This is a genomic window from Planotetraspora silvatica (assembly GCF_016863315.1).
In the GTDB taxonomy this organism is placed as follows: Bacteria; Actinomycetota; Actinomycetes; order Streptosporangiales; family Streptosporangiaceae; genus Planotetraspora; species Planotetraspora silvatica.
This window is the reverse complement of the sequence record NZ_BOOQ01000002.1, coordinates 429483-454511: the sequence shown is the minus strand read 5'-3', so window position 1 is coordinate 454511 and position 25029 is coordinate 429483. Positions and strand designations below refer to the sequence as shown.

20 protein-coding genes are annotated in these 25029 nt (G+C 70.6%); 14 read left to right on the top strand and 6 right to left on the bottom strand.

Translation table 11 applies throughout. From position 1 onward, the window contains the following. The first annotated feature begins 79 nt into the window (after positions 1-79). The 7 genes from Psi02_RS02380 (at position 80) to Psi02_RS02350 (ending at position 7800) form a co-directional block, all read left to right on the top strand. Positions 80-985 (top strand): FAD binding domain-containing protein, encoded by a 906-nt coding sequence (locus Psi02_RS02380; RefSeq protein WP_203971271.1) that lies wholly within the window; start codon positions 80-82, stop codon positions 983-985. Further along, entirely contained in the window at positions 957-1442 is a 486-nt protein-coding gene (locus tag Psi02_RS02375) for a (2Fe-2S)-binding protein (RefSeq protein WP_203971269.1), read from the top strand. The genes Psi02_RS02380 and Psi02_RS02375 overlap by 29 nt, the downstream gene beginning before the upstream one ends. Further along, a complete protein-coding gene (locus Psi02_RS02370) occupies positions 1439-3829 on the top strand; it encodes an aerobic carbon-monoxide dehydrogenase large subunit (RefSeq protein WP_203971267.1) in 2391 nt (796 codons plus the stop codon). Before Psi02_RS02375 ends, Psi02_RS02370 begins: the two co-directional genes overlap by 4 nt. 16 nt (positions 3830-3845) lie before the next feature. After that, a complete protein-coding gene (locus tag Psi02_RS02365) occupies positions 3846-4751 on the top strand; it encodes an XdhC family protein (protein ID WP_203971265.1) in 906 nt (301 codons plus the stop codon). 4 nt (positions 4752-4755) lie between these two features. Continuing rightward, on the top strand, positions 4756-5652 hold the full coding sequence (locus tag Psi02_RS02360) for an AAA family ATPase (RefSeq protein ID WP_203971263.1): 897 nt from the start codon (positions 4756-4758) through the stop codon (positions 5650-5652). A gap of 69 nt (positions 5653-5721) precedes the next feature. Beyond that, positions 5722-6516 (top strand): SRPBCC family protein, encoded by a 795-nt coding sequence (locus tag Psi02_RS02355; RefSeq protein ID WP_203971261.1) that lies wholly within the window; start codon positions 5722-5724, stop codon positions 6514-6516. Positions 6517-6597: 81 nt separating this feature from the next. Further along, on the top strand, positions 6598-7800 hold the full coding sequence (locus Psi02_RS02350) for a vWA domain-containing protein (protein ID WP_203971259.1): 1203 nt from the start codon (positions 6598-6600) through the stop codon (positions 7798-7800). A gap of 226 nt (positions 7801-8026) precedes the next feature. Here Psi02_RS02350 and Psi02_RS02345 read toward each other — a convergent pair whose 3' ends face one another. The 4 genes from Psi02_RS02345 to Psi02_RS02330 all read right to left on the bottom strand — a co-directional run bounded on the left by Psi02_RS02345 (position 8027) and on the right by Psi02_RS02330 (position 11620). Then, complete coding sequence (locus Psi02_RS02345; RefSeq protein ID WP_203971257.1) at positions 8027-8983, bottom strand: LysR family transcriptional regulator; 957 nt, start codon at positions 8981-8983, stop codon at positions 8027-8029. A 145-nt stretch (positions 8984-9128) separates the two neighbouring features. Further along, positions 9129-9452 (bottom strand): nuclear transport factor 2 family protein, encoded by a 324-nt coding sequence (locus Psi02_RS02340; protein ID WP_203971255.1) that lies wholly within the window; start codon positions 9450-9452, stop codon positions 9129-9131. Beyond that, complete coding sequence (locus Psi02_RS02335; protein ID WP_203971253.1) at positions 9449-10654, bottom strand: hypothetical protein; 1206 nt, start codon at positions 10652-10654, stop codon at positions 9449-9451. Before Psi02_RS02335 ends, Psi02_RS02340 begins: the two co-directional genes overlap by 4 nt. Before the next feature lie 120 nt (positions 10655-10774). Then, the gene (locus Psi02_RS02330; protein WP_203971251.1) at positions 10775-11620 is read right to left on the bottom strand and encodes an IclR family transcriptional regulator; all 846 of its coding nucleotides are present in this window, start codon (positions 11618-11620) and stop codon (positions 10775-10777) included. 223 nt (positions 11621-11843) lie between these two features. Here Psi02_RS02330 and Psi02_RS02325 point away from each other — a divergent pair, with 223 nt between their 5' ends. The 5 genes from Psi02_RS02325 (at position 11844) to Psi02_RS02305 (ending at position 19031) form a co-directional block, all read left to right on the top strand. Then, positions 11844-12914 (top strand): polyprenyl synthetase family protein, encoded by a 1071-nt coding sequence (locus Psi02_RS02325; protein WP_203971249.1) that lies wholly within the window; start codon positions 11844-11846, stop codon positions 12912-12914. Positions 12915-12989: 75 nt separating this feature from the next. Beyond that, positions 12990-13925, top strand: coding sequence for a 4-hydroxy-3-methylbut-2-enyl diphosphate reductase (locus Psi02_RS02320; protein WP_203971247.1), 936 nt, complete (start codon positions 12990-12992; stop codon positions 13923-13925). A 63-nt stretch (positions 13926-13988) separates the two neighbouring features. Further along, on the top strand, positions 13989-15380 hold the full coding sequence (locus tag Psi02_RS02315; RefSeq protein ID WP_203971245.1) for a family 2B encapsulin nanocompartment shell protein: 1392 nt from the start codon (positions 13989-13991) through the stop codon (positions 15378-15380). A gap of 10 nt (positions 15381-15390) precedes the next feature. Next, a complete protein-coding gene (locus tag Psi02_RS02310; protein WP_203971243.1) occupies positions 15391-17640 on the top strand; it encodes a family 2 encapsulin nanocompartment cargo protein terpene cyclase in 2250 nt (749 codons plus the stop codon). Beyond that, positions 17637-19031: a family 2B encapsulin nanocompartment shell protein gene (locus Psi02_RS02305; protein ID WP_203971241.1), complete on the top strand. Its 1395-nt coding sequence runs from the start codon at positions 17637-17639 to the stop codon at positions 19029-19031. Before Psi02_RS02310 ends, Psi02_RS02305 begins: the two co-directional genes overlap by 4 nt. Before the next feature lie 58 nt (positions 19032-19089). On the opposite strand, the gene Psi02_RS02300 is transcribed toward Psi02_RS02305, so the two are convergent. Continuing rightward, on the bottom strand, positions 19090-19611 hold the full coding sequence (locus Psi02_RS02300; RefSeq protein ID WP_203971239.1) for a TrmH family RNA methyltransferase: 522 nt from the start codon (positions 19609-19611) through the stop codon (positions 19090-19092). A gap of 249 nt (positions 19612-19860) precedes the next feature. Here Psi02_RS02300 and Psi02_RS02295 point away from each other — a divergent pair, with 249 nt between their 5' ends. Together Psi02_RS02295 and Psi02_RS02290 are read left to right on the top strand one after the other, a co-directional pair. After that, positions 19861-21699 carry an HSP90 family protein gene (locus Psi02_RS02295; RefSeq protein ID WP_203971237.1) on the top strand — a complete coding sequence of 613 codons (1839 nt, stop codon included), beginning with the start codon at positions 19861-19863 and terminating at the stop codon, positions 21697-21699. Continuing rightward, entirely contained in the window at positions 21696-24326 is a 2631-nt protein-coding gene (locus Psi02_RS02290; RefSeq protein WP_203971235.1) for a hypothetical protein, read from the top strand. Before Psi02_RS02295 ends, Psi02_RS02290 begins: the two co-directional genes overlap by 4 nt. An 81-nt stretch (positions 24327-24407) precedes the next feature. Here Psi02_RS02290 and Psi02_RS02285 read toward each other — a convergent pair whose 3' ends face one another. Then, the gene (locus tag Psi02_RS02285) at positions 24408-24986 is read right to left on the bottom strand and encodes an ester cyclase (RefSeq protein WP_203971233.1); all 579 of its coding nucleotides are present in this window, start codon (positions 24984-24986) and stop codon (positions 24408-24410) included. Positions 24987-25029 lie beyond the last annotated feature (43 nt).

Genomic DNA, 25029 nt, shown 5'->3' with positions numbered 1-25029 from the left:
GAATCCTTAGGTGGCCGTTGACAGTGCCGCCGGGCAGGGGTCCACTTGGCCGACCACCCACAAGTCAAGGGGGTCCGCCATGCAGGTTCCCGCGCCGGTGGAGTACGAGCGCGCGACCAGCGTCGATCACGCCATCGGCCTGCTGGAGCGGCTGGGAGGCTCGGCCCGGCTCGTCGCGGGCGGCCACAGTCTGCTCCCCATGATGAAGCTCCGGCTGGCGAGCCCGGAGTACCTGATCGACATCAACGACCTCCACGGCGAGCTCGGATACATCCGGGTGGAGCCGGACGAGGTCCGCATCGGGGCGATGACCCGGCACAGGGAGCTGCTGGAGTCCGGCGAGCTGGCCGAGGTCTTCCCCATCTTCCGTGACGCCGAGCGCGTCATCGCCGATCCGGTCGTCCGCAACCGCGGCACCCTGGGCGGTTCGCTGTGCCAGGCCGACCCGTCCGAGGACCTGTCGGCCGTGTGCACCACCCTCGGGGCGAACTGCGTCATCCGGGGCGGCTCGGGGGAGCGGGTCGTGACGATGGAGGAGTTCTACCGCGGGCCGTACGAGACCGCCGTCGAGGACGCCGAGATGCTCGTCGAGATCCGCATCCCGGTACGGCCCAGCGGGTCCAGCGCGTACGAGAAGGTCGAGCGCCGCGCGGGGGACTGGGCGATCGTGTCCGCGGGCGCCGCGGTGTGGCTCGACGGCGGGCTGATCGCCGACGCGCGGGTGGGTCTCGCGGCGGTCGGGCCGAACACGGCGGGGCTGCCGGCGGTGTCGGACGCCCTGCGCGGCAGGGAGCCCTCGGAGGAGCTCTACAAACAGGCGGGAGCCCTCGCGGCCGAGAACTGCAGCCCGGTCACCGACATGCGCGGCAGCGCCGAGTACAAGCGGCACCTCGCCGAGGAACTCACCAGGCGCGCCCTGCGCCGATCCGTCGTCCGGATCAACGAGAGGGGCTGGCATGCAGGTATCCATGATCGTCAACGGTGAGGAAGTCACCAGGGAGATCGAGGGCCGGCTGCTCCTCGTGCACTTCCTGCGCGACCATCTGGGCCTGACCGGCACCCACTGGGGATGCGACACGAGCAACTGCGGCACGTGCGTGGTGTGGCTCGACGGGGAGCCGGTCAAGTCGTGCACCGTGCTCGCCGCGATGGCCGGCGGTCACGAGGTGCGCACGGTCGAGGATCTGGAGCGGGGCGGCGAACTCGATCCGGTGCAGCGCGGGTTCATGGAGTGCCACGGCCTGCAGTGCGGGTTCTGCACGCCCGGCATGATGATGACGGCCCGAGCCCTGCTGGACCGCAATCCGGACCCGTCGGAGGGGGAGATCCGTGAGGCGATCTCCGGCCAGATCTGCCGGTGCACGGGGTACGCCACCATCGTCCGCTCGGTGAGATGGGCCGCCGCGCACGAGGCGAACTCACCCGCTGGAGGTGCCTCATGACCACCACCGACGAACGGCCGGCCGGATTCGAGAACAACGACCACAAGCCGGTCGGCCACGGCCGGATGCTCCGCAAGGAGGACCCGAGGTTCATCCGCGGCAAGGGCCGCTACGTCGACGACGTGCAACTGCCGGGCATGCTGCACTGCGCGATCCTGCGGTCCCCCGTCGCGCACGCGAGGATCGTGAGCATCGACACCAGCGCGGCCGAGGCGCATCCGAAGGTCAAGGCGGTCGTCACCGGAGCCACGCTGACGGGCTTGGGGCTGGCGTGGATGCCGACGTTGTCGGGTGACGTGCAGGCCGTGCTCGCGACGGACAAGGTGCGTTTCCAGGGGCAGGAGGTCGCGTTCGTCGTGGCGGAGGACCGCTACGCGGCGCGCGACGCGCTCGAGTTGATCGACGTCGAGTACGACGTGCTCGATCCGGTGGTCGACGTCCGCAAGGCCCTCGATCCGAGCGCCCCCGTCATCCGCGACGATCTGGACGGCAAGCGGAACAACCACATCTTCGACTGGGAGACCGGCGACGAGGCGGCCACCGAGGCGGTGTTCGCGAGCGCGGACGTCGTCGTGAGCGAGGACATCGTCTATCCCCGCGTGCACCCGGCCCCCATGGAGACGTGCGGTTGCGTCGCCGACTACGACCGGATCGACAGCCGGCTGACGTTGTGGTCCACGAGTCAGGCGCCGCACGCTCACCGGACGCTGTACGCGATCGTCGCCGGCCTGCCCGAGCACAAGATCAGGGTCATTTCACCCGACATCGGCGGCGGCTTCGGCGGCAAGGTCCCGATCTATCCCGGCTACGTCTGCGCGATCGTGGGATCGATCGTCACGGGCAAGCCGGTGAAGTGGATGGAGGACCGATCGGAGAACCTCACGAGCACGGGCTTCGCCCGCGACTACATCATGCGGGGCGAGATCGCGGCCACCAGGGACGGCAGGATCCTGGCCGTCCGCACCAACGTGCTGGCCGACCACGGCGCGTTCAACGGCGTCGCGGCGCCGGTCAAGTACCCCGCCGGGTTCTTCGGCGTGTTCACCGGCAGCTACGACCTGCAGGCCGCGTACTGCAAGATGACCGCGGTCTACACCAACAAGGCGCCGGGCGGCGTGGCCTACGCGTGCTCGTTCCGGATCACCGAGGCGGTCTACCTCGTCGAGCGCATCGTCGACTGCCTGGCGTACGAGCTCAAGATGGACCCGGTCGAGCTTCGCATCAAGAACTTCATCCAGCCCGAGCAGTTCCCGTACCGGACGAAGACCGGCTGGCTGTACGACTCCGGTGACTACGAGCCCACCATGCGCAAGGCGCTGGAGATCGCGGGCTACGACGACCTGCGCAAGGAGCAGGCGGAACGGCGTGCCCGCGGCGAGCTGATGGGGATCGGCGTCGCCTTCTTCACCGAGGCGGTCGGGGCGGGTCCCCGCAAGGACATGGACATCCTGGGCCTCGGCATGGCCGACGGATGCGAGCTCCGGGTGCATCCGACCGGCAAGGCGGTCGTCCGGCTCTCGGTGCAGTCGCAGGGCCAGGGGCACGAGACGACGTTCGCGCAGATCGTCGCGGAGGAGATCGGCATCCCGCCCGCCGACATCGACGTCGTGCACGGCGACACCGACCAGACGCCCTTCGGGCTCGGCACCTACGGCAGCCGGTCGACGCCCGTGTCCGGCGCGGCGGCCGCCCTGGTTGCCCGCAAGGTGCGCGACAAGGCGCGCATCATCGCCTCGGGCATGCTGGAGGTGTCGGTCGCCGACCTCGAGTGGGTGAAGGGCGCCTTCCACGTCAAGGGCGACCCGGAGAAGTCCGTCACCATCCAGGACATCGCGATGAGAGCGCATGGTGCGGGCGACCTGCCGGAAGGGATCGAGGGCGGGCTCGAGGCGCAGATCTGCTACAACCCCGAGAACCTCACCTACCCGCACGGGGCCTACATCTGCGTCGTCGACATCGACCCGGGCACCGCCCAGGTCAAGGTCCGGCGGTTCGTCGCGGTCGACGACTGCGGCACGCGCATCAATCCGATGATCATCGAGGGGCAGGTGCACCGCGGGCTGACCGACGGCGTGGGCATGGCGCTCATGGAGATGATCGCGTTCGACGAGGACGGCAACTGCCTGGGCGGATCCCTGATGGACTACCTCATCCCGACGGCTCTCGAGGTCCCCGACTGGGAGACCGGCTTCACCGTGACGCCGTCGCCGCATCACCCGATCGGCGCGAAGGGCGTCGGGGAGTCCGCCACGGTCGGCTCTCCACCCGCGATCGTCAACGCGGTCGTCGACGCGCTCAAACCCTTCGGCATCCGCCACGCCGACATGCCGCTCACCCCCTCCCGGGTGTGGGACGCCATGCGCGGCGTGCCGCGGCCGCCGGTCTGACCGGGGCGGAGCGCCGATGGCCCCCACCATCTCGGCACGGATGAAGGAACTGGCCGACGACCGGGTCCCCTTCGTCCACGCGGTCGTGGTCCGCGCCCAGTTCCCGACGGCCGTGAGCGCCGGCGACGACGCGATCGTCCTGCCCGACGGGTCCATCGAGGGTTTCGTCGGCGGCCAGTGCGCCGAGAGTTCCGTACGCACGGCGGCTCTCGGCGCACTCCAGGACGGCCGCTCCGTGCTGCTCAGGGTGCTTCCCGAGGGAGAGCTGGACTTTCCCGAGTCCCCGGGGGCCCGGATCGTGGTGAACCCCTGCCTGTCCGGAGGCGCTCTGGAGATCTTCCTGCGGCCGCTGTTGCCGCCGCCGGTGCTCTGGATCGTCGGCGACTCGCCCATCGCCGAGGCGCTGGCCGGGCTCGCGCGCTCGCTGGACTTCTTCGTACGGCGGACGCGTGATGAACGGGGGCCCGCCGGTGCGACCGCGGTCGTGGTGTCGAGCCACGGGCGCGACGAGATCCCGGCCATCCGCGCCGCGCTCGACGCCGGAGTCGGCTTCGTCGGGCTCGTGGCCAGCGGCAGGCGCGGTACGGCCGTGCTCGCCGAGATGGGGCTGAGTGAGGCCGAGCTCCGGCGGGTCCACACGCCCGTCGGGCTCAGGATCGGCGCCCGCACGTCGCAGGAGATCGCGCTGTCGGTCCTAGCGGAGATCGTCGCCGCCGTCCGCACACAGGGGCTCGTCCCCGCTCCTACGGGCGCTCAGGCGCAGACGCCGCCCGGTCCGGCTTCCGGCACACTGGTGGTCGATCCGGTCTGCGGCATGACCGTGGCCGTGTCCCCGGACACGCCGCATCTGGTCGCCGGCGGTGAGCACATGTGGTTCTGCGGCACCGGTTGCCGTGACCGGTACGCGGCCGGCGGGCGGTAGGGGCGTGGGGGATCGCGTCGTCACCGACACCGCCGACATCAGGCGGCGGCTGGACGAGGTCGACTACCTGGTCGACGAGGGCACGGCGTCGGCCCTGTTCCTCGCGCTCACGCTTGGCCGTCCTCTCCTGCTCGAGGGCGAACCGGGCGTCGGGAAGACGACCGCGGCCAAGGCGCTGGCCCGTGCGCTGAGGACACCGCTGATCCGGCTGCAGTGTTACGAGGGGCTGACGGTGAGCGAGGCCCTGTACGAGTGGAACCACCAGCGCCAGCTCCTCGCCATCCGGCTGGCGGAGTCGCGGCAGGACAGGTTGCGGGACGCGGACCTGTTCACCGCCGAGTTCCTGCAGGAACGGCCGATCCTGCGGGCGATTCGGCACGACGGGCCCGTCCCGCCGGTGTTGCTCATCGACGAGATCGATCGGGCGGATGACGAGTTCGAGGCCCTGCTGTTCGAGTTCCTCGGCGAGTCCGCGATCACGATCCCCGAGCTGGGCACGTTCACCGCGAAACGCCCGCCGATCGTCGTCCTGACCTCCAACCGCAGCAGGGACCTGCACGACGCGCTCCGGCGGCGCTGCCTCTATCACTGGATCGACTTCCCGTCCGCGGAGCGGACGGTGGAGATCCTGCGGCGTTCGGTGCCCGCGGCGAACGAGCCGCTGATCAGGTCGGCCACCGAGTTCGTCGGCCGGGTACGCGGCTTCGACCTCGACAAGGCGCCGGGCATGGCGGAGGCCATCGACTGGGTCTCGGCACTGTCCGCGCTCGGGGCCGCCGACCTGGTCAGGGCGGACGTCGTCCGGACGCTCAGCACCATCGCCAAGACGCCGGACGACCGGGAGACGATCATCGGCGCCCTCGACCGGTTGGTGGGGGGCGCCCGTGGCGCGACCGCCTGAGCGGCGGCACATCCGGAGAAGGCGCGTCGGAAGCAGGCACGTCGGGAGAAGGCACAGGGAGAAGAGCCCATGAAGATCACCCATGACTTCACCGTCAGCGTTCCGGTCGAACGGGCGTGGGCGGTGCTCACCGATCTGGAGGCCGTCGCGCCGTGCATGCCCGGAGCCCAGCTGACCGGCGTGGAGGACGGGGTCTACTCCGGCAAGGTGAAGGTGAAGGTCGGCCCGGTCGTGACCGAGTACGCCGGGACCGTCCGCTTCGCCGAGAAGGACGACGTGAACCATCACGCGGTGATCGACGCCAAGGGGCGCGACTCGCGGGGGGCGGGAACGGCGGCCGCGGTCATCACCGCCCAGCTCACGTCCGAGGACGATCGGACGGTCGTCACCGTCGACACGGACCTGAAGATCTCCGGCCGGATCGCCCAGTTCGGCAGCGGGATGATCAAGGAGGTCTCGCAGAAGCTGCTCGGCCAGTTCGTCGAGCGCCTGGAGGAGAAACTGGCCGGCGACCCCTCCATGGCCGCCGCGGCGAGCCTCTCGCCTGGGGGAGCGGACGCCGTCTCCACGGATGCCGGGCAGCACAGGGCCGGCGCCGGGCAGACCGGAGACGGTACGGCCACGCCGATCGCCGCCCTGTCCGGGGCGCCCGGAGGAACGAAAGCGGCCCCCGTGACGGCGGACACCGCCGCTGCCCCGGCTGACGTGGAATCCGAGCCCGCCGCCAGGCGAGTCGTCGCGCCGGAGCCTGAGCCGCTCGACGTGATGAGCATGGCGGGCGGCTCGGTCTACAAACGGGCGATTCCCGTGCTCGTGGTGCTCATCGTCGTCGTGGGCGTCGCCGTCTACCTCCTCGTCTCGTGAACCGGCCAGGGGCTGAGCCGTACGGCACGCCCGTGCGGGGGGTCCGCGAACCCGCGTGTCACGCCGGCGAACCCGCGCGTCATGCCCGCTGACCGGTCGGCCGTGCTGTCGCCCGGCGTCGATCGCGCGGCGCTCGCCGTCGCGTTGGCGGCCCGCCTCCGCCAGCGGGGAGTGCCGGTCGGTTTCACGGCGACGGAGGACTTCGTCCGTGCGCTGGAGGTCTCCCCACCGGACTCCGTGTCGCGCCTGTACTGGACGGCGCGCATCACGTTCGTCCGGCGGCACACGGAGGTGGAGGCCTTCGACGCCGTGTTCGCGGCCGTGTTCGGCGGGGTGGTCACGGCGCTGGATCCGAACGGGCGGCGGCGCAGAGCCCCCGAACGCCACGGCGACGAGGCCTTCGCCCCTCTCCCGGCGCCGTCCGCCGAGACCGAAGGCGGGGGCGGCCTGCCGTGGGTGACGTTGCCTCCGGTGGTCGCCGAGGCCGAGACGTCCGACGCCGCGCAGGCCGTCCCCGAGCGGCTCCCCAGCGACGTCGCGGGGCTCGCCGACGTGCCGTTCGAGCAACTCGACGATCGGGCGACGGAGGTGCTCGGCGAGTGGCTGAGGGCGGCCGTCGCGACCTGGCCCACCCGACGCAGCCGGCGGCTGGCGGCGGGTCCCCGGGGGCGCCGCATCTCGGTGCGCGCCACGGCCGAGCGGTCCCGCCGTACCGGATGGGAGCCGTTCCACCTGATGCGGGAACGACCCGTCGACAAGCCGCGGCGTGTGGTCATGTTGTGCGACGTCAGCCAGTCGATGCAGGCGCAGGCGGCGGGCTACCTCCACCTGATGCGGGCCCTCGCCCTGGTCGCGGGGGCGGAGGTGTTCGCGTTCGCGACGTCGCTGACGCGCCTGACCCCGGTGCTGACGCACAGGTCGGCGGCCGTCGCCGTCGAGCAGGCCACGGAGAAGGTCGCCGACCGGTTCGGCGGGACGCGGATCGCCGCGAACGTCCACGCGCTGCTGGCCTCCCACCACGGGAGCAAGCTGCGCGGCGCCATCGTGATCATCGGATCGGACGGATGGGACAGCGACGAGCCGGAGTCCCTGGCGGCGGGGATGGCGCGGCTTCGCCGGCGTGCCCACCGTGTGATCTGGATGAATCCCCGGGCGTCCGCTCCGGGCTTCGAACCGAGCGTGGCGGGCATGGCCGCCGCCCTGCCGTACTGCGACCGGTTGTTGCCCGCGGACACCTTCCGGTCGTTGCGGCAGGTGATCGACGAGGTCTCCCGCATCCGCTGAAGGCCGCCGGTCCCGTCCGGCTCTCAGAAGGCCGCAGGCGTGCCACCGGCCCGGCAGGGCCACCGGGATGAACGGCTGATCTTCCGTTCGCGCGTTGGCTGTGTTAGTTGTCGCTCATGCGCCGATCTTTTCCGGTTCGCGTCGCGATGGTGGGCGTGTTCGCCGTGATCGGCGCCGTGATCGTCTTCACATTGGCGGAATACCTCCCGTCCTCACGACCGGGTCGCTAGCTCCAGAGGGTGACGTGGATCGACGGGCGAAACCGGCTGATGTTGACCCCGGGGCCGCGCAACATCGCCTGGGTGGCACGCGGGGTGGTGACGAACCGGACCAGCTCGTCGACCGTCGTGGAGGCGCCGCGTTCGTCGAGCGTCAGCGTGGCCCAGGAGCCGTCGAAGCGGAGTGACGGTCCGGCGAGCCGGACGAGGCGGCCGTTCGCCAGGTCGCGGGACACCGCGAAGGAGACCGTCGGCGCGACGCCGTTGCCGCGCATGACCTCCTCCAGGGCCGCCGCGTGGCTCTGAAAGATCTGCTGGTGGGCCTCGGGGACGTTGATCCGGCGCAGGACGGCGGGGATGACGCCGATGTCCACAGCGGCCGACGGGCCGAGCAGCCACGTCTGATCGCGCAACCTGCGGGCGGTGACGTCGGCCTTGGCGAGAGGATGGTCGGGGCTGGACACGACGATCACCTGGTAGTTGAGGAACGGCCGCCGGACCAGCGAGTCGTCGACGTTCCCGATGTGGGGGCCGATGGCCACGTCCACGGCCCGCGAGCTCAGCAGGGCGCCGAACGTCCGCGGATCGTGCACGCTCAGCTCGACGTCGAGGTCGGCCGCCCGGCCGGCGAACAGCCCGATCAGCCCGGGCGCGGCGTGCTCGGCGAACAGGCTCGACGCGCCGATGCGCAGGAGCCGCCTGCCGCGTGCCGCCTCGCCGACCTCGATGATCGTGCGTTCCTGGAGGCTGAGCATCTCGGCGGCACGGCTCGCGAGCCGCAGGCCACCGGGGGTGAAGGCCAGTCCGGACGCCGTCCGCGTGAAGAGCTGGTCGCCCAGCTCCTTGCGTAACTGACTGACGTGCAGGGAGACGGCGGCCTCCGACACCTCGAGCTCCGCCGCCGCGTGCTTGACCGATCCGAGCCGGACCACGGCGGCGAACGCGCGGAGCTGGGTGGGCGTCATGGGGGAAACGCTACGCGTGCGGCGGTCCGCTCTCCACTGGCTGATCGTTTCGAGCGCTTCCGCGGTCGTTCCTCCGCCGCGCGCTCGCCCTGCTGGGCGATCACGACGCCGCGCCAGACCGGGGCGGCGAATGTGCCGTCCGCCGCTACGCCCGGATCGTCATGCGGGACACGCGGTCGCCCACGACGTGGAAGGTGAAGTGACTCGGGCCGTTGAAGCCGTCGCCGCCGACCTGCGCGGCGACCACGGTGTCGTCGCCGAACCGCTTGACCCCCTCCACGGCCAGGGTGACCCGCTTGCCGATGAACTCGGCGTCGCTCCAGGCCGTGATCCGGCTCGCGCCGCGGAACTCGCGGCCCCAGTCGTCGACGACGCCTTCGTCGGTGAACCCCGCGAGGAACGCGGCGAGGTCACCCGCGTTCGCGGCGTCCAGCAATGCCTGGACCGCCGGGTCGATTTCGTACGTCATGTCGGTTCCCCGTCTCTGTCGGATCGCCTGTCGGCGGCCGGTCTCGCCCCGTCCGGGCGCCCTGCCGCTCCGGCGATCACCGGCCAGCGCCGCCAGATCGCCACATGGAGGATGACTCCCGTGCCGATGCCGTTCAGCGCAGTGAACGTCACCCATTCGTCGGGCGTCGCGTGCAGCCAGACGACGCTCCGCGCGTAGGCGGACAGCGTCCAGTACAGCAGAGCCGCGACGGCTCCCATGAGAACCAGGGCGCAGGTGCGGCCGGGCAACGGCCGCAACCGGGTCGCCGGCCACGCCTCGAAGAGCATCCCCACAATCAGGACAGCGGTGATCACCGTTCCGCAGACCGCCGTGATCCGGTCGGTCTCCCAGCCGAAGGCGTGACGCAGGACCGCGTAGGTCGCCCAGCCGAGGACGATCACCGCCATGTTGCCGGCGGCCAGCCGATGTCCGCGCCGCCGGATGCCGGAGAACGGCCGGCCGCGCAGAGCGACGAAGAACACCATCTGCCAGACGCCCAGCGCCGTCAGCCAGGCGCCGTAAACCCCCGCGGGGAACGGCCCGCCGGGGTCGTGAAGGGGAGTCCCCGCCGCCGCGGCGTCGTCCACGTCGACGAAGAGGAGGTATCCGGCCGTGCCGGCCGCGTAGGAGAGCGCCACAGCCGTCAGCCCGGATCGGAAACGGCCGAGACCGCGAAGCGGCCAGCCCTCGGACACCAGGGTGAGCTGCAGGATCGCCGTGAACGCGCCGACGGCCAGCGGCATCGTGCTCGGGAACGTCGGGATGTGCCCGGTGCCCGGCTGGGCGTCGACGAGAGCCCGCAGATCGATCCGGCTCACGACGGCCTGGCCGGCGACGGCGAGTGCCACCCCGGCCGCCGCAACGATGAGCGTGTCGGTGAGACCCGACCAGCCGGCGCGCAGCGCGCTGCCCGGCCAGTCCTCCCACCAGAACGCGATCATTGCGACGGCCGGCAGCGCGAACGTGGTCAGCGGCCCGAGCACGCGTAGCGACGCCTCCGCTCCGCCCGCGCCGAAGGCGACAAGGAAAGAGAGCGGGATCACGAACGTCAGCCCCGCGAGGCCGAGCACCGGCTGCGCGCGGTCCGCTCCGGCCGCGGTGGCGGAACCCGTCTCCGGCGCGCTCAGCGCCGGGTGCGCGGGCAGCGGAGCGGTGCCGCGGTATGCGGTGCGAGAAGGCACAACAGCAGGATGTCCGGTCGTGCCGGTCCGCTTCTTTCCGGAAGTTGCGCAACGAGCCCGGAAAATTGCCCTCTGCCGCCACAGGAAACGGTGATCTCGGCCGGACGGTCGGCGGGGCCCTCAGAGGAGGGAGGCACCAGGACCGTCGGCCTTCTGCCTGCCCGCCATTCCGGCGATCGATTTGGCGATGGTCGCGGATATGGCGTGCGCCGTTTTCCTGACCATCCCCGCGACCTCCGGCGTGACCGAGTTCGCCGAAGGGCCGGCCACGCCCACCGCCATGCAGATCCTGCCGTCGGGCCCGAAAACGGGCGCGGCGGCGCAGGCCACCCCTTCGGCGAACTCCTCCCGTGAATAGGCGAGGCCGTTGCGCCGGACCATCTGGAGCTCACGGTCGAGGGCGGCCGGCCCGGCGAGCGTCCTGCGGGTCATCTTCTGCATGGCGCCGGTGTCGCGGAAGCTCGCGTTGAGCTCGTTGTTGAACGCGAGGAGCACCTTGCCCGTGGCCGTGCAGTGGAGAGGCGCGCGGTCGACGTCGTCGGAGGGCGAGTTCACGCGGGTGTGGCCGTAGACGCGCTCGATGTAGGTCACCTCCAGTCCCCGGGAGACGGCTAAGTTGACCGTCTGACGTGTCAGCTCGTATAAGCGGATCATGTACGGCAAGACGATGCGCCGGGTGCCGGGAATGGTCCTCGGCCCGGGGCCGGCCAGGCTGATCAGCTGGTCACCGATGGCGTAATCGATGCCGATCCGCCTGGCGAACCCCCTCCTGCACAGCACGCCGAGCAGGCGATGAGCGGTCGTCTTCGGCAACCCGGTCCTCCTCGACAACTCCGCCAGGCTCATCGGCTGGGGGGCCGTGCTCAGTGAAGTGATGATCGTTATGGCCTTCTCCAGACTGCTCGGCTGGTCAGGCGTCAGATGTCGTGACAGTGGTGATTCCTCGTTGACTATGCCTCGCGGCATTCTCCGCTCGGCACCCATCCGGTGATGAGAAGCCATGCTCCTGGTGCGGATCAGTCCCTTGGATCAGCAAAGCAAAGCATGACTACCCCCGGCAACGTAACACCACTCTCGGTAGCGGCGGGACGCCATGACACGTTCCGTTCTTCGGAATGGAACCTTCAACTTTCCGTAGCCAGTCAATAGCTTGCTGTGTGCATCGGATCTTCTTCGAGGGGGACGAGCCATGACGGTGGGAACCGAGCAGGCGTCGATCGTGCAGACCGCCGAGCGGGTGAGGGCGCTGGTCGACCACCACCTGGAGGGGTTCCTCGACGAGCATGCCGCCCCGGTCGCCGATCCGGAGGTGGCCAGGGCCTATCGGCTCCTTCGTCACTTCATCCTGGGCGGCGGCAAGAGGATCCGGCCTCTCCTGTGCTACTGGGGATGGCGGGGAGCCGGCGGGGAGGAGTGCGACGAGATCATCTCGGCGGCCTCCGCGCTGGAGTTGTGCCACGCGGGCCTGCTCATCCACGACGACATCATGGACGGCAGCGAGTTGCGCCGCGGCAGCCCCACGATGCACCGCAGCCTGGCGGGCCTGCATGAGGGGCCGGGGGTCGCGTCGTTCGGGCGGGCGGCCGCCATCTTGATGGGCGTCCTCACGCTGGCGTGGTCCGACGAGCTGCTGTCCGCCGGCGATGTCGAACCGGCTCGCCTGCGGACCGCCCGCGGGTTGTTCGACCGGCTGCGCACGGAGGTGATCACGGGGCAGTACCTCGACATCCTCGCCCAGGTCCGCGACCTGTCCACGGTCGAGCAGGCGCTGACGGTGATCCGCTACAAGACGGCCAAGTACACCGTCGAGCGTCCGCTGCAGATCGGCGGGGCGCTGGCCGGCGCGCAGCCGGATCTTCTCGAGACGTACTCCCAGATCGGCCTCCCGCTGGGCGAGGCGTTCCAGCTCCGCGACGACGTGCTCGGCATGTTCGGCGACCCGGCGGTGACCGGCAAGTCGGTGCTCGACGACCTGAGAGAGGGAAAGCACACGATTCTCATCGCCCATGCCTTCCAGCACGCGTCGCCGGGCGAGGCGGACCACCTCCGGGCCTGGCACGGCAACGCCGAGCTGACCGAGCAACGGGCGGCGGAACTGCGGGAGATCGTGGTGACCACCGGAGCCCTGGCGCGGGTCGAGTCGATGATCGGCGAACGTGCCCGCGACGCCCTCGGCGTCCTCCATGCCGCGCCGATCGGCCCCGAGGCCAGAGGCGGGCTGGCGGTCCTGGCGGACGGCCTGATCAACCGCACCCGATGACCTTGAGAAGCGGAGATCCGTAAGACCGGTTAGCCCAGGTAAGCCCGATAAACCGGATAAAGGGGAAACCAGTTCATGGGGCGTGTACTGCTGGCCGCCCCGCGTGGATACTGCGCGGGCGTCGAACGAGCCGTCGTCACCGTGGAGGAGGCCTTACGGCGGTACGGCCCGCCGGTCTATGTGCGACGGCAGATCGTGCACAACACCTTCGTCGTGGGCGACCTGACCCGGCGGGGGGCCGTGTTCGTCGAGGAACTCGACGAGGTGCCCGACGGCGGGCTGGTCATCTTCTCCGCGCACGGCGTCTCCCCGGCCGTCAGGCAGGACGCCGAAAGGCGAGGGCTGCGGGCCGTCGACGCCACCTGCCCGCTCGTCACCAAGGTGCACAAGGAGGCCGTCCGGTTCGCCGAGGCGGGCCACCAGATCCTGCTCATCGGCCACGCCGAGCACGAAGAGGTGGAGGGGACCCTCGGCGAGGCCCCCGGCCGCATCCACGTCGTCGATCCCGCGCGGCCCGACGACGTCCGCCTGCCCGAGGGCGCGCCGGTGAGCTGGTTGTCCCAGACCACCCTGTCGGTCGACGAGACGATGGGCGCGGTCGCCCGCCTGCGTGAACGGTTCCCCGGCCTGATCGACCCGCCCAGCGACGACATCTGTTACGCAAGCCAGAACCGGCAGGAGGCCGTGGCCGCCATCGCTCCGCGATGCGAACTCGTCATCGTGGTCGGCTCGGCGAACTCATCCAACTCCCAGCGGCTGGTCGACGTCGCGCTCGGCGCGGGCGCCGGCGCCGCCCACCTCGTCGACCGGGTCGGCGACGCCGACGAGCTCTGGCTCGAAGGTGTGGAGACCGTCGGCGTCAGCTCCGGCGCCTCGGTCCCCGAGCACCTCGTCGGCGAGCTGCTCGACTGGCTCGCCGGCCACGGATACGCCGACACCACCCCGGTCACCCTCGCCGAGGAGACCCTGACGTTCTCCCTTCCCCCTGGGCTCCGCGACCGGAGCCGGTAGTTCACACCGGGGCCACGCTCAGGCCCCGGCAGTTCCCACCACGACAGAAAAGGTGATTTCGTCATGACCGAAACAGCCCCCACGAACGAGCAGTCGCAGCTGAGCCTGGGTACGGCCGCCGCACGGAACCTGGCGACGACGACCAAGTCGGCGCCGCAGATGCAGGAGATCACCTCACGTCATCTGCTGCGTGTGCTCCCCTGGGTGCAGGTGGTCGGCGGGGCGTACCGGGTGAACCGGCGGCTCAGCTACGACGTGGGGGACGGGCGGATCACGTTCGTCTCCACGGGCGCGGAGGTCAGGGTCATCCCGGCCGAGCTCTGCGAGTTGCCGGCCCTGCGGCGTTTCGACGACACCGATGTGCTGTCGGCCCTGGCCCGCCGGTTCGTCCAGCGGGAGATCGAGCCGGACGAGGTGATCGTCTCCGCGGGCGCCCCGGTGGACCAGGTGGTCCTGATCGCCCACGGGAAGGTGAACAAGCTGGGGGCGGGCGCGTACGGGCACGAGACGACCCTGGCGGTCCTGGCGGACGGCGACCATTTCGGCGAGCAACTCCTGACCGAGGAAGCGGAGGCCTGGGACTTCACCGTCAGGGCGATCACCCCGTGCACGGTGCTGATCATGACGCGTGAGGCGTTCCAGGACGTCGCCGCCCAGTCGCCCGAGTTGCGTGCCCATCTCGCGGATCTCCGGTCGGGCACGCACCGGGCGGCCAACGCCCACGGCGAGGCGGAGATCGAGTTGGCGGCGGGTCATGTGGGGGAGGTGACGTTGCCGGGGACGTTCGTGGATTACGAGGTGTCGCCTCGGGAGTATGAGCTGAGTGTGGCTCAGACGATTTTGCGGGTGCATTCGCGGGTGGCTGATCTGTACAACGAGCCGATGAATCAGACCGAGCAGCAGTTGCGGTTGACGATTGAGGCGTTGCGGGAGCGGCAGGAGCACGAGTTGGTGAACAACCGTGAGTTCGGTCTGTTGCACAACGCGGATCTGGGGCAGCGGATCCACACCCGGACCGGCCCGCCCACCCCCGACGACATGGACAGCCTGCTCGCCAAGGTCTGGAAGGAGCCGGCCTTCATCCTCGCCCACCCCAAGGCGATCGCCGCCTTCGCGCGGGAGTGCAACAGCAGGGGCCTGTACCCGCAGAGCACCGAGCTGCAGGGGAACAGGGTCCCGGCCTGGCGGGGCGTGCCGATCCTGCCGTGCAACAAGATCCCGGTCAGCGACCGCGGGCTGAGCTCGATCATGGCGATGCGGGTGGGCGAGGCCGAGCAGGGCGTCATCGGCCTGCACCGCACGGGCCTGCCCGACGAGTACCAGCCGGGGCTGTCCGTCCGCTTCATGGGCATCAGCGACAAGGCGATCATCTCCTACCTGGTCACCACGTACTACTCGGCCGCCGTCCTGGTGCCGGACGCCCTCGGCGTCCTCGAGAGCGTCGAGATCGGCTAGCGGAGCGATCATGCAACCCTTCACGCTTCCCGACTTCTACGTGCCGTATCCGGCCAGGCTGAATCCTCACCTGGAGACGGCTCGCGCGCACACGAAGCGATGGGCCGACGGCATGGGCATGCTCGACGCCGAGCTCGGCGTCTGGAACGAGGAGCAGCTCGACGCCATGGACTACGGGCTGATGTGCGCCTACACCCATCCGGACGCCCCGGCCCCCGAACTCGACCTCATCACCGACTGGTACGTGTGGGTGTTCTTCTTCGACGACCACTTCCTGGAGCTCTTCAAGCGCAGCGGGGACACCGACGGCGCGAAGGAGTACCTGGACAGGCTCCCGGCCTTCATGCCCGCCGACCCGGGGACGGACATGCCCGAGCCGGTGAACCCCGTGGAACGCGGCCTCGCCGACCTGTGGACCAGGACGGTCCCCGGCATGTCCGCGGACTGGCGGCTGCGGTTCGCCGAGAGCACGAAGAACCTGCTGGACGAGTCCCTGTGGGAGTTGTCCAACATCAACGCGGGACGGGTCGCCAACCCGATGGAGTACATCGAGATGCGGCGGCGGGTCGGCGGGGCGCCCTGGTCGGCGAACCTCGTCGAGCACGCCGTCGGCGCCCAGATCCCGGCCCGCGTCGCGCGGACCCGGCCGCTGTGCGTGCTCAGAGACGCCTTCTCCGACGCGGTGCACCTGCGCAACGACCTGTTCTCCTACCAGCGGGAGGTCGAGGAGGAGGGCGAGCTGAGCAACGGAGTCCTGGTGTTCGAGCGGTTCCTCGGGCTCGACACGCAGCAGGCCGCCGACGCCGTCAACGACCTGCTCACCTCGCGGCTGCACCAGTTCGAGAACACGACCCTCACCGAACTGTCCCCGCTCTTCGACGAGCACGCGCTCGACCCCGCCGAGCGCATGGCCGTGCTCGCCTATGTCAAGGGACTGCAGGACTGGCAGTCCGGCGGCCACGAGTGGCACCTGCGCTCCAGCCGCTACATGAACGGCGCCGCGGGTGAAGCCTCGGGGCCCGTGCTCGGCGGGCCCACGGGGCTGGGGACCTCGTCGGCCCGGATCAGCCTGGCGGCGGGCGTGACCGGAGCCGGCGGCCCCCGCAACCACACCCACGTCCCCTACCAGGACGTGGGTCCGTTGCCGCTGCCCGAGATCGTCATGCCGTACGGCGTCAGCCTGAACCCGCACCTGGACGCGGCGCGGCGTGAGAGCTGGGAGTGGGCGGGGCGGATGGGTTTCTACGATCCGTTGCCCCAGCTCGCGGGTGCCGGACTGTGGACGGCCAGGAAGAACGAGGGCTTCGACTTCGCCCTGTGCGCGGCCGGGATCGATCCGGACGCGCCCGGTGCGGAGCTGACCCTGTCGGCCGAATGGCTCACCTGGGGGACCTACTCCGACGACTACTTCCCCGCGGTCTTCGGATCGTCCAGGGACATGGCGGGCGCGCGGGTCTTCAACGGACGGTTGTCGCTGTTCATGCCGCTGGACCTCGGCGTCACCCCCGAGCCGGTGAACCCGGTGGAGCGTGCTCTCGCGGATCTGTGGGCCCGCACCGCGTCGGACATGACGTCCGAGGCGCGGAGCCAGTTCCGCACCGCGGTCGAGCGGATGACCGGAAGCTGGCTGTGGGAACTGGCCAACCACATCCAGAACAGGATTCCCGATCCGATCGACTACGTGGAGATGCGGCGCAGGACCTTCGGATCGGACCTCACACGGGCGCTGGCGCGCCTGGCGCACGGCCGGCACGTCCCGCGGGAGATCTACGAGACCCGCACGATCCTCGGGCTCGAGAACGCGACCGCGGATTACGCCTGCCTGCTGAACGACCTCTTCTCCTACCAGAAGGAGATCCAGTTCGAAGGTGAGCTGCACAACTGCGTCCTGGTCGTGCAGAGCTTCTTCGGCTGCGACGCGGGGCGGGCGGCCGACATCGTGGCCGACCTGATGACGTCGCGGATACGGCAGTTCGAGCACCTCGTCGCGGCCGAGTTGCCCGTCCTGTTCGACGACCACGACCTGGACGGCGAGGCGAGACAGGTCCTCACGGCGTACGCGGAGGAGTTGAAGGACTGGATGGCCGCGATCCTCCTGTGGCATCAGAAGACCAGCCGATACGTCGAGTCGGCGCTGGAGTACGGCCCGGCGGCGCCGCGGGCGGCCGGGGTCCCGAGCGGGCTCGGGACGGCGACGGCACGGCTGGCCTCCCTCAGCGGCGCCGCACGTCCCGTCGCCGGATCGGTGGTGTGCACATGAGCGTTCCCGAGACGGAGAGTCCCGAGGCGAGCCCCGCCTTGAGTCTCGGCACCGCCGCCGCGCGCAATCTGGCCTCGACGGCGAAGTCGGCGCCGCAGATGCAGGAGATCACCTCCCGTCATCTGCTGCGCGCGCTGCCCTGGGTGGAGGTGAGCGGCGGCGCCTACCGGGTCAACCGCCGGCTGACTCATCGTCCCGGGTCGGGGCGGGTGACGTTCTTCTCCACCGGGTCGCGGATCGACGTCGTCCCCGCGTCGCTGGGGGAGTTGCCCGCTCTGCGGGGGTTCCCCGACGACGGCGTCCTGGGCGCCCTCGCGGCGCGGTTCGAGCGGCACGAGTTCCAGCCCGGCGAGCGGATCGTCTCCGCGGACACCCCGGTGGACGGGGTGGTCCTCATCGCGTACGGCAGGGCCGACGCGACGGCGGCCGGCGAGTACGGGCGGAGCAGGGAACTGCGGGTCCTGGCCGACGGCGACCACCTCGGGCAGCAGGCGCTGATCGGGCCGGCCATGAGGTGGGGCTTCACCGCCACGGCCATCACCCCGTGCACGGTGCTGATCCTTCCGCTGGAGGAGTTCCAGGAGGTGCTCGGCCGATCGGAGTCCCTCCAGGCTCATCTCCGGCGGTCGGCGGCCGGTGCCCGCGCGCCCCAGAACAAGCACGGCGAGGCCGGGATCGAGTTGGCGGCGGGTCATGTGGGGGAGGTGACGTTGCCGGGGACGTTCGTGGATTACGAGGTGTCGCCTCGGGAGTATGAGCTGAGTGTGGCTCAGACGATTTTGCGGGTGCATTCGCGGGTGGCTGATCTGTACAACGAGCCGATGAATCAGACCGAGCAGCAGTTGCGGTTGACGATTGAGGCGTTGCGGGAGCGGCAGGAGCACGAGTTGGTGAACAACCGTGAGTTCGGTCTGTTGCACAACGCGGATCTGGGGCAGCGGATCCACACCCGGACCGGCCCGCCCACCCCCGACGACCTCGACGAGTTGCTCTGCCGGCGGAGGAAGTCGCAGTTCTTCGTGGCGCACCCGGCGGCCATCGCCGCCTTCGCCCGTCAGTGCAACTGCCGGGGCGTCTATCCCGACACCGTGGACTTCGGGGGCTCCAGGGTGATGGGGTGGCGCGGGGTGCCGATCCTGCCGTGCGACAAGATCCCGGTCAGCCGTGAGGGGCTCAGCTCGATCATGGTCATGCGTACGGGGGAGGACGACCAGGGTGTCGTCGGGCTGCACCGCACGGGCCTGCCCGACGAGTACCAGCCGGGAGTCTCCGTCCGCTTCATGGGCGTCGACGAGCGGGCGATCTCGGCCTACCTGGTCACCACGTACTACTCGGCCGCCGTCCTGGTGCCGGACGCCCTCGGCGTCCTCGAGAGCGTCGAGGTCGCCTAGCCGGGGGACCGGAGACACGGACCGGCGGCCCGCACGCCGCCGGTCCGCCGGCCGGACCTCACGCGAAGCCGGCGAGCTTGTAGAGCACGAGCGAGCCCGCGACCGCGACGTTGAGGCTCGCGCCCGTCCCGATCATCGGGATCTCCACGACGGCGTCGAGGAGATCGAGCGCCTCGGGCGGGATGCCCCCGCGTTCGTGGCCGAGGACCGCGACCGTCGGCCGGCGGGCCATCGGCAGGTCGGCCAGCCGTACGGCCTCCTCGGCCAGTTCGACGCCCACCACGTGGAGTCCCGCCTCCCGCCGGCGTTCCAGCCAGCGCAGGGGGTCGCCCACCCAGTGCACGCAGGCCGGCCGGCGCAACGTGTTCCCGCGTTCGAGGGCTTCGGGCACCCACGGCAGGCGGGGTACGGCCAGGCAGGCCCCGACGGCGTCGCAGGTGCGGAGCAGCGTTCCGAGGTTGGCTCCGTGCATCGGCCAGAGCGGAGCGGCGATCAGGTGGTCGAGGCAGCGGGGCGGGCGGCGTCGCCGTTCACTCCGGAGATCCTTGCGGGTCCGGACCCGGACGGCGGGCCCGCTCATCGTGGAACGCGGACGTCTTCCGCGTGGAGATGAATGCACATGGTGATGGGGCGCTTTCAGCGGCACGCCCGGGCCATCGGCGAATCGACCTTCGCTCCCCAGAGTAGAGGCATCAGGCCAGCGATGGGAAAGCCCTTCCGCCGGCGTCCAGGACGCGGGCGGCCGAATGCCGCGACTGAACGGTGTCGATCGTCTGAACCCTGCGATATTGATCGAATAGCTTCGCCGACCGCCGCTACGATCGTCGCCATGTTGGACGATAAGTCGGCGAAGTCCCACTCGTTCCAGGTTGACCTGCGGGGTCTCGTCGATCTCCTTTCGCACCATCTGTACTCCAGCCCCCGGGTCTACGTGCGAGAGCTGCTGCAGAACGCGGTCGACGCGGTCACCGCGCGCCGGCGGATCGACCCCTCCGCGCCGACGGCCATCCGGATCGTCGTGGACCAGGCGGGACTGCGCATCGACGATCCGGGAATCGGCCTGACCGAGGCCGACGTGCACCGGTTCCTCGCGACCATCGGCCGCTCGTCCAAGCGCGACGACCTCGAGGGGGCCCGCAGGGAGTTCCTCGGGCAGTTCGGCATCGGCCTGCTCGCCTGCTTCACCGTCGCCGAACGGATCCAGGTGCTGACGCGTTCGGCCACGGACCCGGAGGAGCCGGGCGTCGAATGGCTCGCCGCCTCCGACGGGACGTACTCGGTCCGCCGCCTCGAACCCGGCGAGCGTGCGGAACCGGGGACGACGGTGCGCCTGACGCCGAGGGCCGGGGCGGGGCGCTGGTTCGCGCCCGACCTCGTGTCCGGCCTCGCCCGTGATTTCGGCTCGTTGCTGCCCTACGAGGTGACGGTGGAGGCGGACGGGCGGACCACCAGGACGACCGACAGCCCACCGGTGTGGGACCGCGCGTATTCCTCCGCCGCCGCCCGCAGGTCCGCGCTGATGGAGTACGGCGAGCGGGTGCTCGGCTTCACCGCTCTCGACGTCATCGAGTTCGACGTCGAGCTGGCGGGAGTCCGCGGCGCGGCCTACGTGCTCCCGCAGGCCGCCAACCCGGCCGGCAGCGGACGCCATCGCGTGTACCTCAAGGGCATGCTGCTCAGCGACGTGACGACCGGCCTGCTGCCGGACTGGGCGTTCTTCGTTCGCTGCGTGATCGACACGGACACGCTCCGTCCGACCGCCTCACGCGAGGGGTTGTACGAGGACGAGACGCTGGCGGCGGTCCGCGAGGCCCTCGGCGTCCGGGTGCGCGACTGGCTCACCGGGCTGGCCGCCCAGGAGCCGGGCCGCCTGGCCGCGTTCCTGTCCGTGCACAGTCTCGGGGTCAAGGCGCTGGCCAGGCACGACAAGGACCTGTTCCGGATCATGTTGCCGTACCTCGCGTTCGAGACGACCGACGGGCGGGTCACACTCGCGGAGTTCGCCAGGAAGCACCCCGTCGTGCGGGTCACGTCCACCGTCGAGGAGTTCCGCCAGATCGCGACGATCGCGTCCGCCCAGGGCATCGGGGTCGTCAACGGCGGTTACACCTACGAGAGCGAGCTGGTCTCCCTCCTCCCGGAGGTCGTGCCCGGCGTGACCGTCGAGGAGCTCGGCACGGACGTGGTCACCGCCGCGCTCGACCCCGTGGAGGGTGCGGCCGAGCTCGCGATGGCCGGGTTCCTCGCCACGGCCCGCTCCACGCTCGACCCCCTGGGGTGCGACGTGATCCTGCGCGCCTTCTTCCCCGCGTCGGTATCCGCCCTGCACCTGGACACCCGTGAGGCGCGCAACGAACGCACCCGGGAGGAGACCGCGGCGGAAGCGGACGACCTGTGGGCGGAGATCCTCGGCGCGCTCAAGTCCGCCGAGCCGCGCGCGCAGCTCGTGCTCAACCACCGCAGCCCGGTCGTCCGCCGGCTCGCCGCAATCCGAGACCCGGCGCTGCTCGTCTCCGCCGTCGAGGCCCTGTACGGCCAGGCCCTGCTGATGACCCACCGTCCGCTGCGGCCGGTCGACACCGCCCTGCTCAACCGGGCCTTCGACGAGCTGCTCGGCTGGGCCTCCCAGAACGTGACCGAACTCGCCGAAGAGGATGGCCAGGCATGAACGCCGCAGAGATCCGCGCCGGGCTCCACGAAAGCCACACGATCCCCAACGGACGGCTGAAGGCCGAACGCCTCGAGACGCTCGCCGCGGCGGCCAAGGCGGCCGAGGACCGGGGGCTCGAGGGCGAGGTGCTGCTCACGTTGATCGAGGCCTACGCCTACGGCGGCGAGCGGGACCGCATGCCGGTCGCCTTCGGACGGCTGCTGCGCATCTTCGACGACCACCCGGCGGAGCTGGGGAGGTTGTCGCAGTCCATCCACTGGGAGCTCAAGTGGATGACCCACAACCTGGTGAACAACCCCTCCGTGCCGCTGGCGACGACGTACCGCTGGCTCGACGAGCTGCACAGCCGCTACCGGCAACGGGGCTACAGCGCCCGCCCGGTGCTCGCGCTGCGCGCCGAGCTGGCGCACTTCGTCGGTGACGACGAGGCGGCCGCCACCGCGATGGAGTCGTCCATCGCCGCTCCCCGTGACGAGATGGCCGACTGCGACGCGTGTGAGCGCAACACCTGGGGCTGGTGGCGGGAGACGGTCGACGACGACGAGGGGGCGCTCGAGTTCTGGACGCCGCTGATCGACGGCGAGCTGGTCTGCGCGGAGGAGCCGCATCGGGCGTTGTCCCAGGCCCTGCTTCCCCTTGTGCGGACCGGGCGCCTCGAGGAGGCTCGCAGCGCCTTCCTCAAGGGGTATCAACTGGTCCGCCACAACGTGAGCCTGCGCGCGTCGGTCGGCAACCACATCGAGTTCTGCGCCCTGACCGGCAACGAGGCACGTGGGCTCGAGATCCTCACCGAGCACGCGTCATGGGTGTCCGAGCAGCCGCACGACCTCTCGCAGCGGGCCTATTTCCTGAGCGGGGTCATCGTCTTGTTGCGCCGCCTGAACGCGCTCGGCCATGGTGACCTGCCGGTCGGCGCCGGGACGGTCGAAGCGACGCTCGCCGCGCTGGAACTGGAGGTCGGGGACCTGTGCGCCCGGTACGACGCCCGGCACGGCACTTCCGCCTACAGCGAGCGCGTCGCCAGGCGGCTCGCCCGCGAACCGCTGCTCGATCGGCTGCCGCTCGGCATGCCGGCGACGTTGCCGGCGGCCCCGCGGCCGTCCGACGCGCCCGCGCCCGCCCGGCGAACCGGCGCCACGCTGGACGAGCTGGTCGCCGAGGCGCGGCGGCTGACCACGGCCCGGCATCCTCTCGCGGATGAGGCCTGGGCCCGGGTCGCGGAAGGCGGCGAGGAACTGCCGGAGTTCGTTGCCGCCGAGGTCGAGCGCAGCAGAGCGACCGCACTGATGGACTCCGATCCCGGCCGGGCCCACGACCTGCTGTCGGCGACCGCGGAGCGGTTCGCGAGGCTCGGCTCGCCGGCCAAGGCGCTGGAGGCGCGGGCGGCCGCGACCGTGGCTCTGCTCCTGGCGAAGGGGCGGGCCGCCGCGGAGGCGCCGCTGGCGGCTCTGCTCGCGGAGGCGGACCGCGAGTACGCGGGCGGCGCGCTCACGCCCGCCGAATACCTGGCCGTGCGCAAGGGCGCGCCGTTCTGCGCGATGAACGGTCTCGCGGGGCAGGAGAACCCGCCCGCCGCCGAGGTCACGGCGGCACGCACGCTGCTGGAGACCGAGCTCGCCCTGGCCGAGGACCTCGGTGTCACCGGCCGAGCGGGCCAGTACCACGACATGCTCGTCCAGCTCTGTTTTCAGCTGGAGGACGTGAACGCCGCCCGCGCGCACCTGTCGTCCGCGCTGACGAGCTACGTCGACGCCGGACAGCCTTGGCACGCCGTGAACCCGGCGGCCATGCTCGCGCAGTTCGCCCTTGAGGACGGGGACGCGAAGGCGGCCGAGGATCTCGCCTCCCGGGCGATCGAGTACGGCGGCGGCCTCATCGAGCGCGAGCGTGCCGCGCACCTGAGCTCTCTGCTCGTCGAGACCATCTCACGCCAGGAGGGCCGCGAACTCGACCTCGTCACCGCGGCGCTCGCCGCGGCCACCCGCTGGGACGGCCTGTCCGAGCCCGACACCCTCCACAACACCTTCATGGCGGCGCGCGCCTACCACTTCCTCGACCGGCACGCCGAGGCCGCGGCGCTGTTCGAGGAGGCCATGCCGCGGGTGGAGATCCCCTACGACCCGTACGGCGTCGCGATGACGCGCAAGCAGTACGGCGACTCGCTGGCGGCGATCGGACGGCCGCGGGAGGCCGCCGAGCAGTACCTCGAGGCCGCACGGCTGCTTCAGGACGACCCGGACAACCGGGTCCCGCATGCCCGGCTGGCCTGGGCGGCGGCCGAGGCGCTCAGGGACGCCGGGCAGAGCGACGAGGCCCTGGCGGCCTACCGGAAGGCGGCCCTGCTCTGGAGCGAGCTCGGCGAGGTGACGCCGCGCGTGCGCTGCCTGCGCTCTGCCGCGTGGTTGCTGATGGAGATGGACGATGCGGCCCCGGAAGACGCCGGAGCGACCTTGGACGCGGCGCAGTGGCCCGCAGTGGTCGCGATGCGCGCGGTGCTGACCGAACTGGAGTCGCTCGCGGAGGGCGGTCCGTCGGAAGAGGTCATGGCCGAACTCGCGGAGACCCGGAGGCAGCTCGACAGCATGCTCGGCGAGCCCGGCGAAAGCGAACACGCCGACGAATGACGGGGGATCGGCGACCCTGCGTCAGGAGCGTCGACCCGCGTCAGGAGCGTGGGTCGGCGCTCCGGCCAGGCGATGCGGCGCTCAACGTCTCCCGAAGATTCCCAGCGGCCTGTGATGCCGGACGGCATCGGAACGGAGCTGAGGATGCCCGGACTTCGATGTCAGGTCGTCGTCCCCGTTCGGAGCCGACGATGTCAGGTCTTCGCCTCCTCCGTCCGCCGTCGACCCCGGCTCAAGCTTCTCCAAGCCGAAACCGAGTTGGCTGTATAGCTCCAACTGGTCGAAGTATTCACGGTGTGTGACGATCTTGCCGTTCTCGGCATGGGCGGCGCATGTGGCGCGGATGGTGATGCGGCGGCCCGTTCCTTGTATCTCCTGCCCATTCGGCAGAAGGAAAGGTCCCGTATGGGTGCCGGTATAGGTCCATTCCGTCACGGCCGGGTTGTCGCAGTCGGCGATCTCGAACCAGGCGGTCCCGTGAAAGTCCGGGAATCCCCTGAAGAACTGCTCGTAGAGCCAGGCGATCTGCTCATGTCCCTCCGCCACGCCTGACGGTGCGACGTAGACGGCGTCCGGACTGTAGCAGTCGAGCACTCCCTGCAGGTCGTGCGCGTTGATCGCGTCGGTCAGCCGATGTTTGAGGTCCCAGTAGGTAAGCACGGACGCCCCCCGGCGAATCGGGCCTAATCGAACCAATAGCTCC

Bases quoted from the DNA above. Each gene is read 5' to 3' on its own strand.
- Psi02_RS02315 (WP_203971245.1), top strand. From the start codon at position 13,989: ATGACCGAAACAGCCCCCACGAACGAGCAGTCGCAGCTGAGCCTGGGT.
- Psi02_RS02310 (WP_203971243.1), top strand. From the start codon at position 15,391: ATGCAACCCTTCACGCTTCCCGACTTCTACGTGCCGTATCCGGCCAGG.
- Psi02_RS02340 (WP_203971255.1), bottom strand. From the start codon at position 9,452: ATGACGTACGAAATCGACCCGGCGGTCCAGGCATTGCTGGACGCCGCG.
- Psi02_RS02375 (WP_203971269.1), top strand. From the start codon at position 957: ATGCAGGTATCCATGATCGTCAACGGTGAGGAAGTCACCAGGGAGATC.
- Psi02_RS02305 (WP_203971241.1), top strand. From the start codon at position 17,637: ATGAGCGTTCCCGAGACGGAGAGTCCCGAGGCGAGCCCCGCCTTGAGT.
- Psi02_RS02380 (WP_203971271.1), top strand. From the start codon at position 80: ATGCAGGTTCCCGCGCCGGTGGAGTACGAGCGCGCGACCAGCGTCGAT.
- Psi02_RS02290 (WP_203971235.1), top strand. From the start codon at position 21,696: ATGAACGCCGCAGAGATCCGCGCCGGGCTCCACGAAAGCCACACGATC.
- Psi02_RS02345 (WP_203971257.1), bottom strand. From the start codon at position 8,983: ATGACGCCCACCCAGCTCCGCGCGTTCGCCGCCGTGGTCCGGCTCGGA.
- Psi02_RS02295 (WP_203971237.1), top strand. From the start codon at position 19,861: ATGTTGGACGATAAGTCGGCGAAGTCCCACTCGTTCCAGGTTGACCTG.
- Psi02_RS02370 (WP_203971267.1), top strand. From the start codon at position 1,439: ATGACCACCACCGACGAACGGCCGGCCGGATTCGAGAACAACGACCAC.
- Psi02_RS02350 (WP_203971259.1), top strand. From the start codon at position 6,598: ATGCCCGCTGACCGGTCGGCCGTGCTGTCGCCCGGCGTCGATCGCGCG.
- Psi02_RS02330 (WP_203971251.1), bottom strand. From the start codon at position 11,620: ATGCCGCGAGGCATAGTCAACGAGGAATCACCACTGTCACGACATCTG.
- Psi02_RS02320 (WP_203971247.1), top strand. From the start codon at position 12,990: ATGGGGCGTGTACTGCTGGCCGCCCCGCGTGGATACTGCGCGGGCGTC.
- Psi02_RS02300 (WP_203971239.1), bottom strand. From the start codon at position 19,611: ATGAGCGGGCCCGCCGTCCGGGTCCGGACCCGCAAGGATCTCCGGAGT.
- Psi02_RS02325 (WP_203971249.1), top strand. From the start codon at position 11,844: ATGACGGTGGGAACCGAGCAGGCGTCGATCGTGCAGACCGCCGAGCGG.
- Psi02_RS02365 (WP_203971265.1), top strand. From the start codon at position 3,846: ATGGCCCCCACCATCTCGGCACGGATGAAGGAACTGGCCGACGACCGG.
- Psi02_RS02355 (WP_203971261.1), top strand. From the start codon at position 5,722: ATGAAGATCACCCATGACTTCACCGTCAGCGTTCCGGTCGAACGGGCG.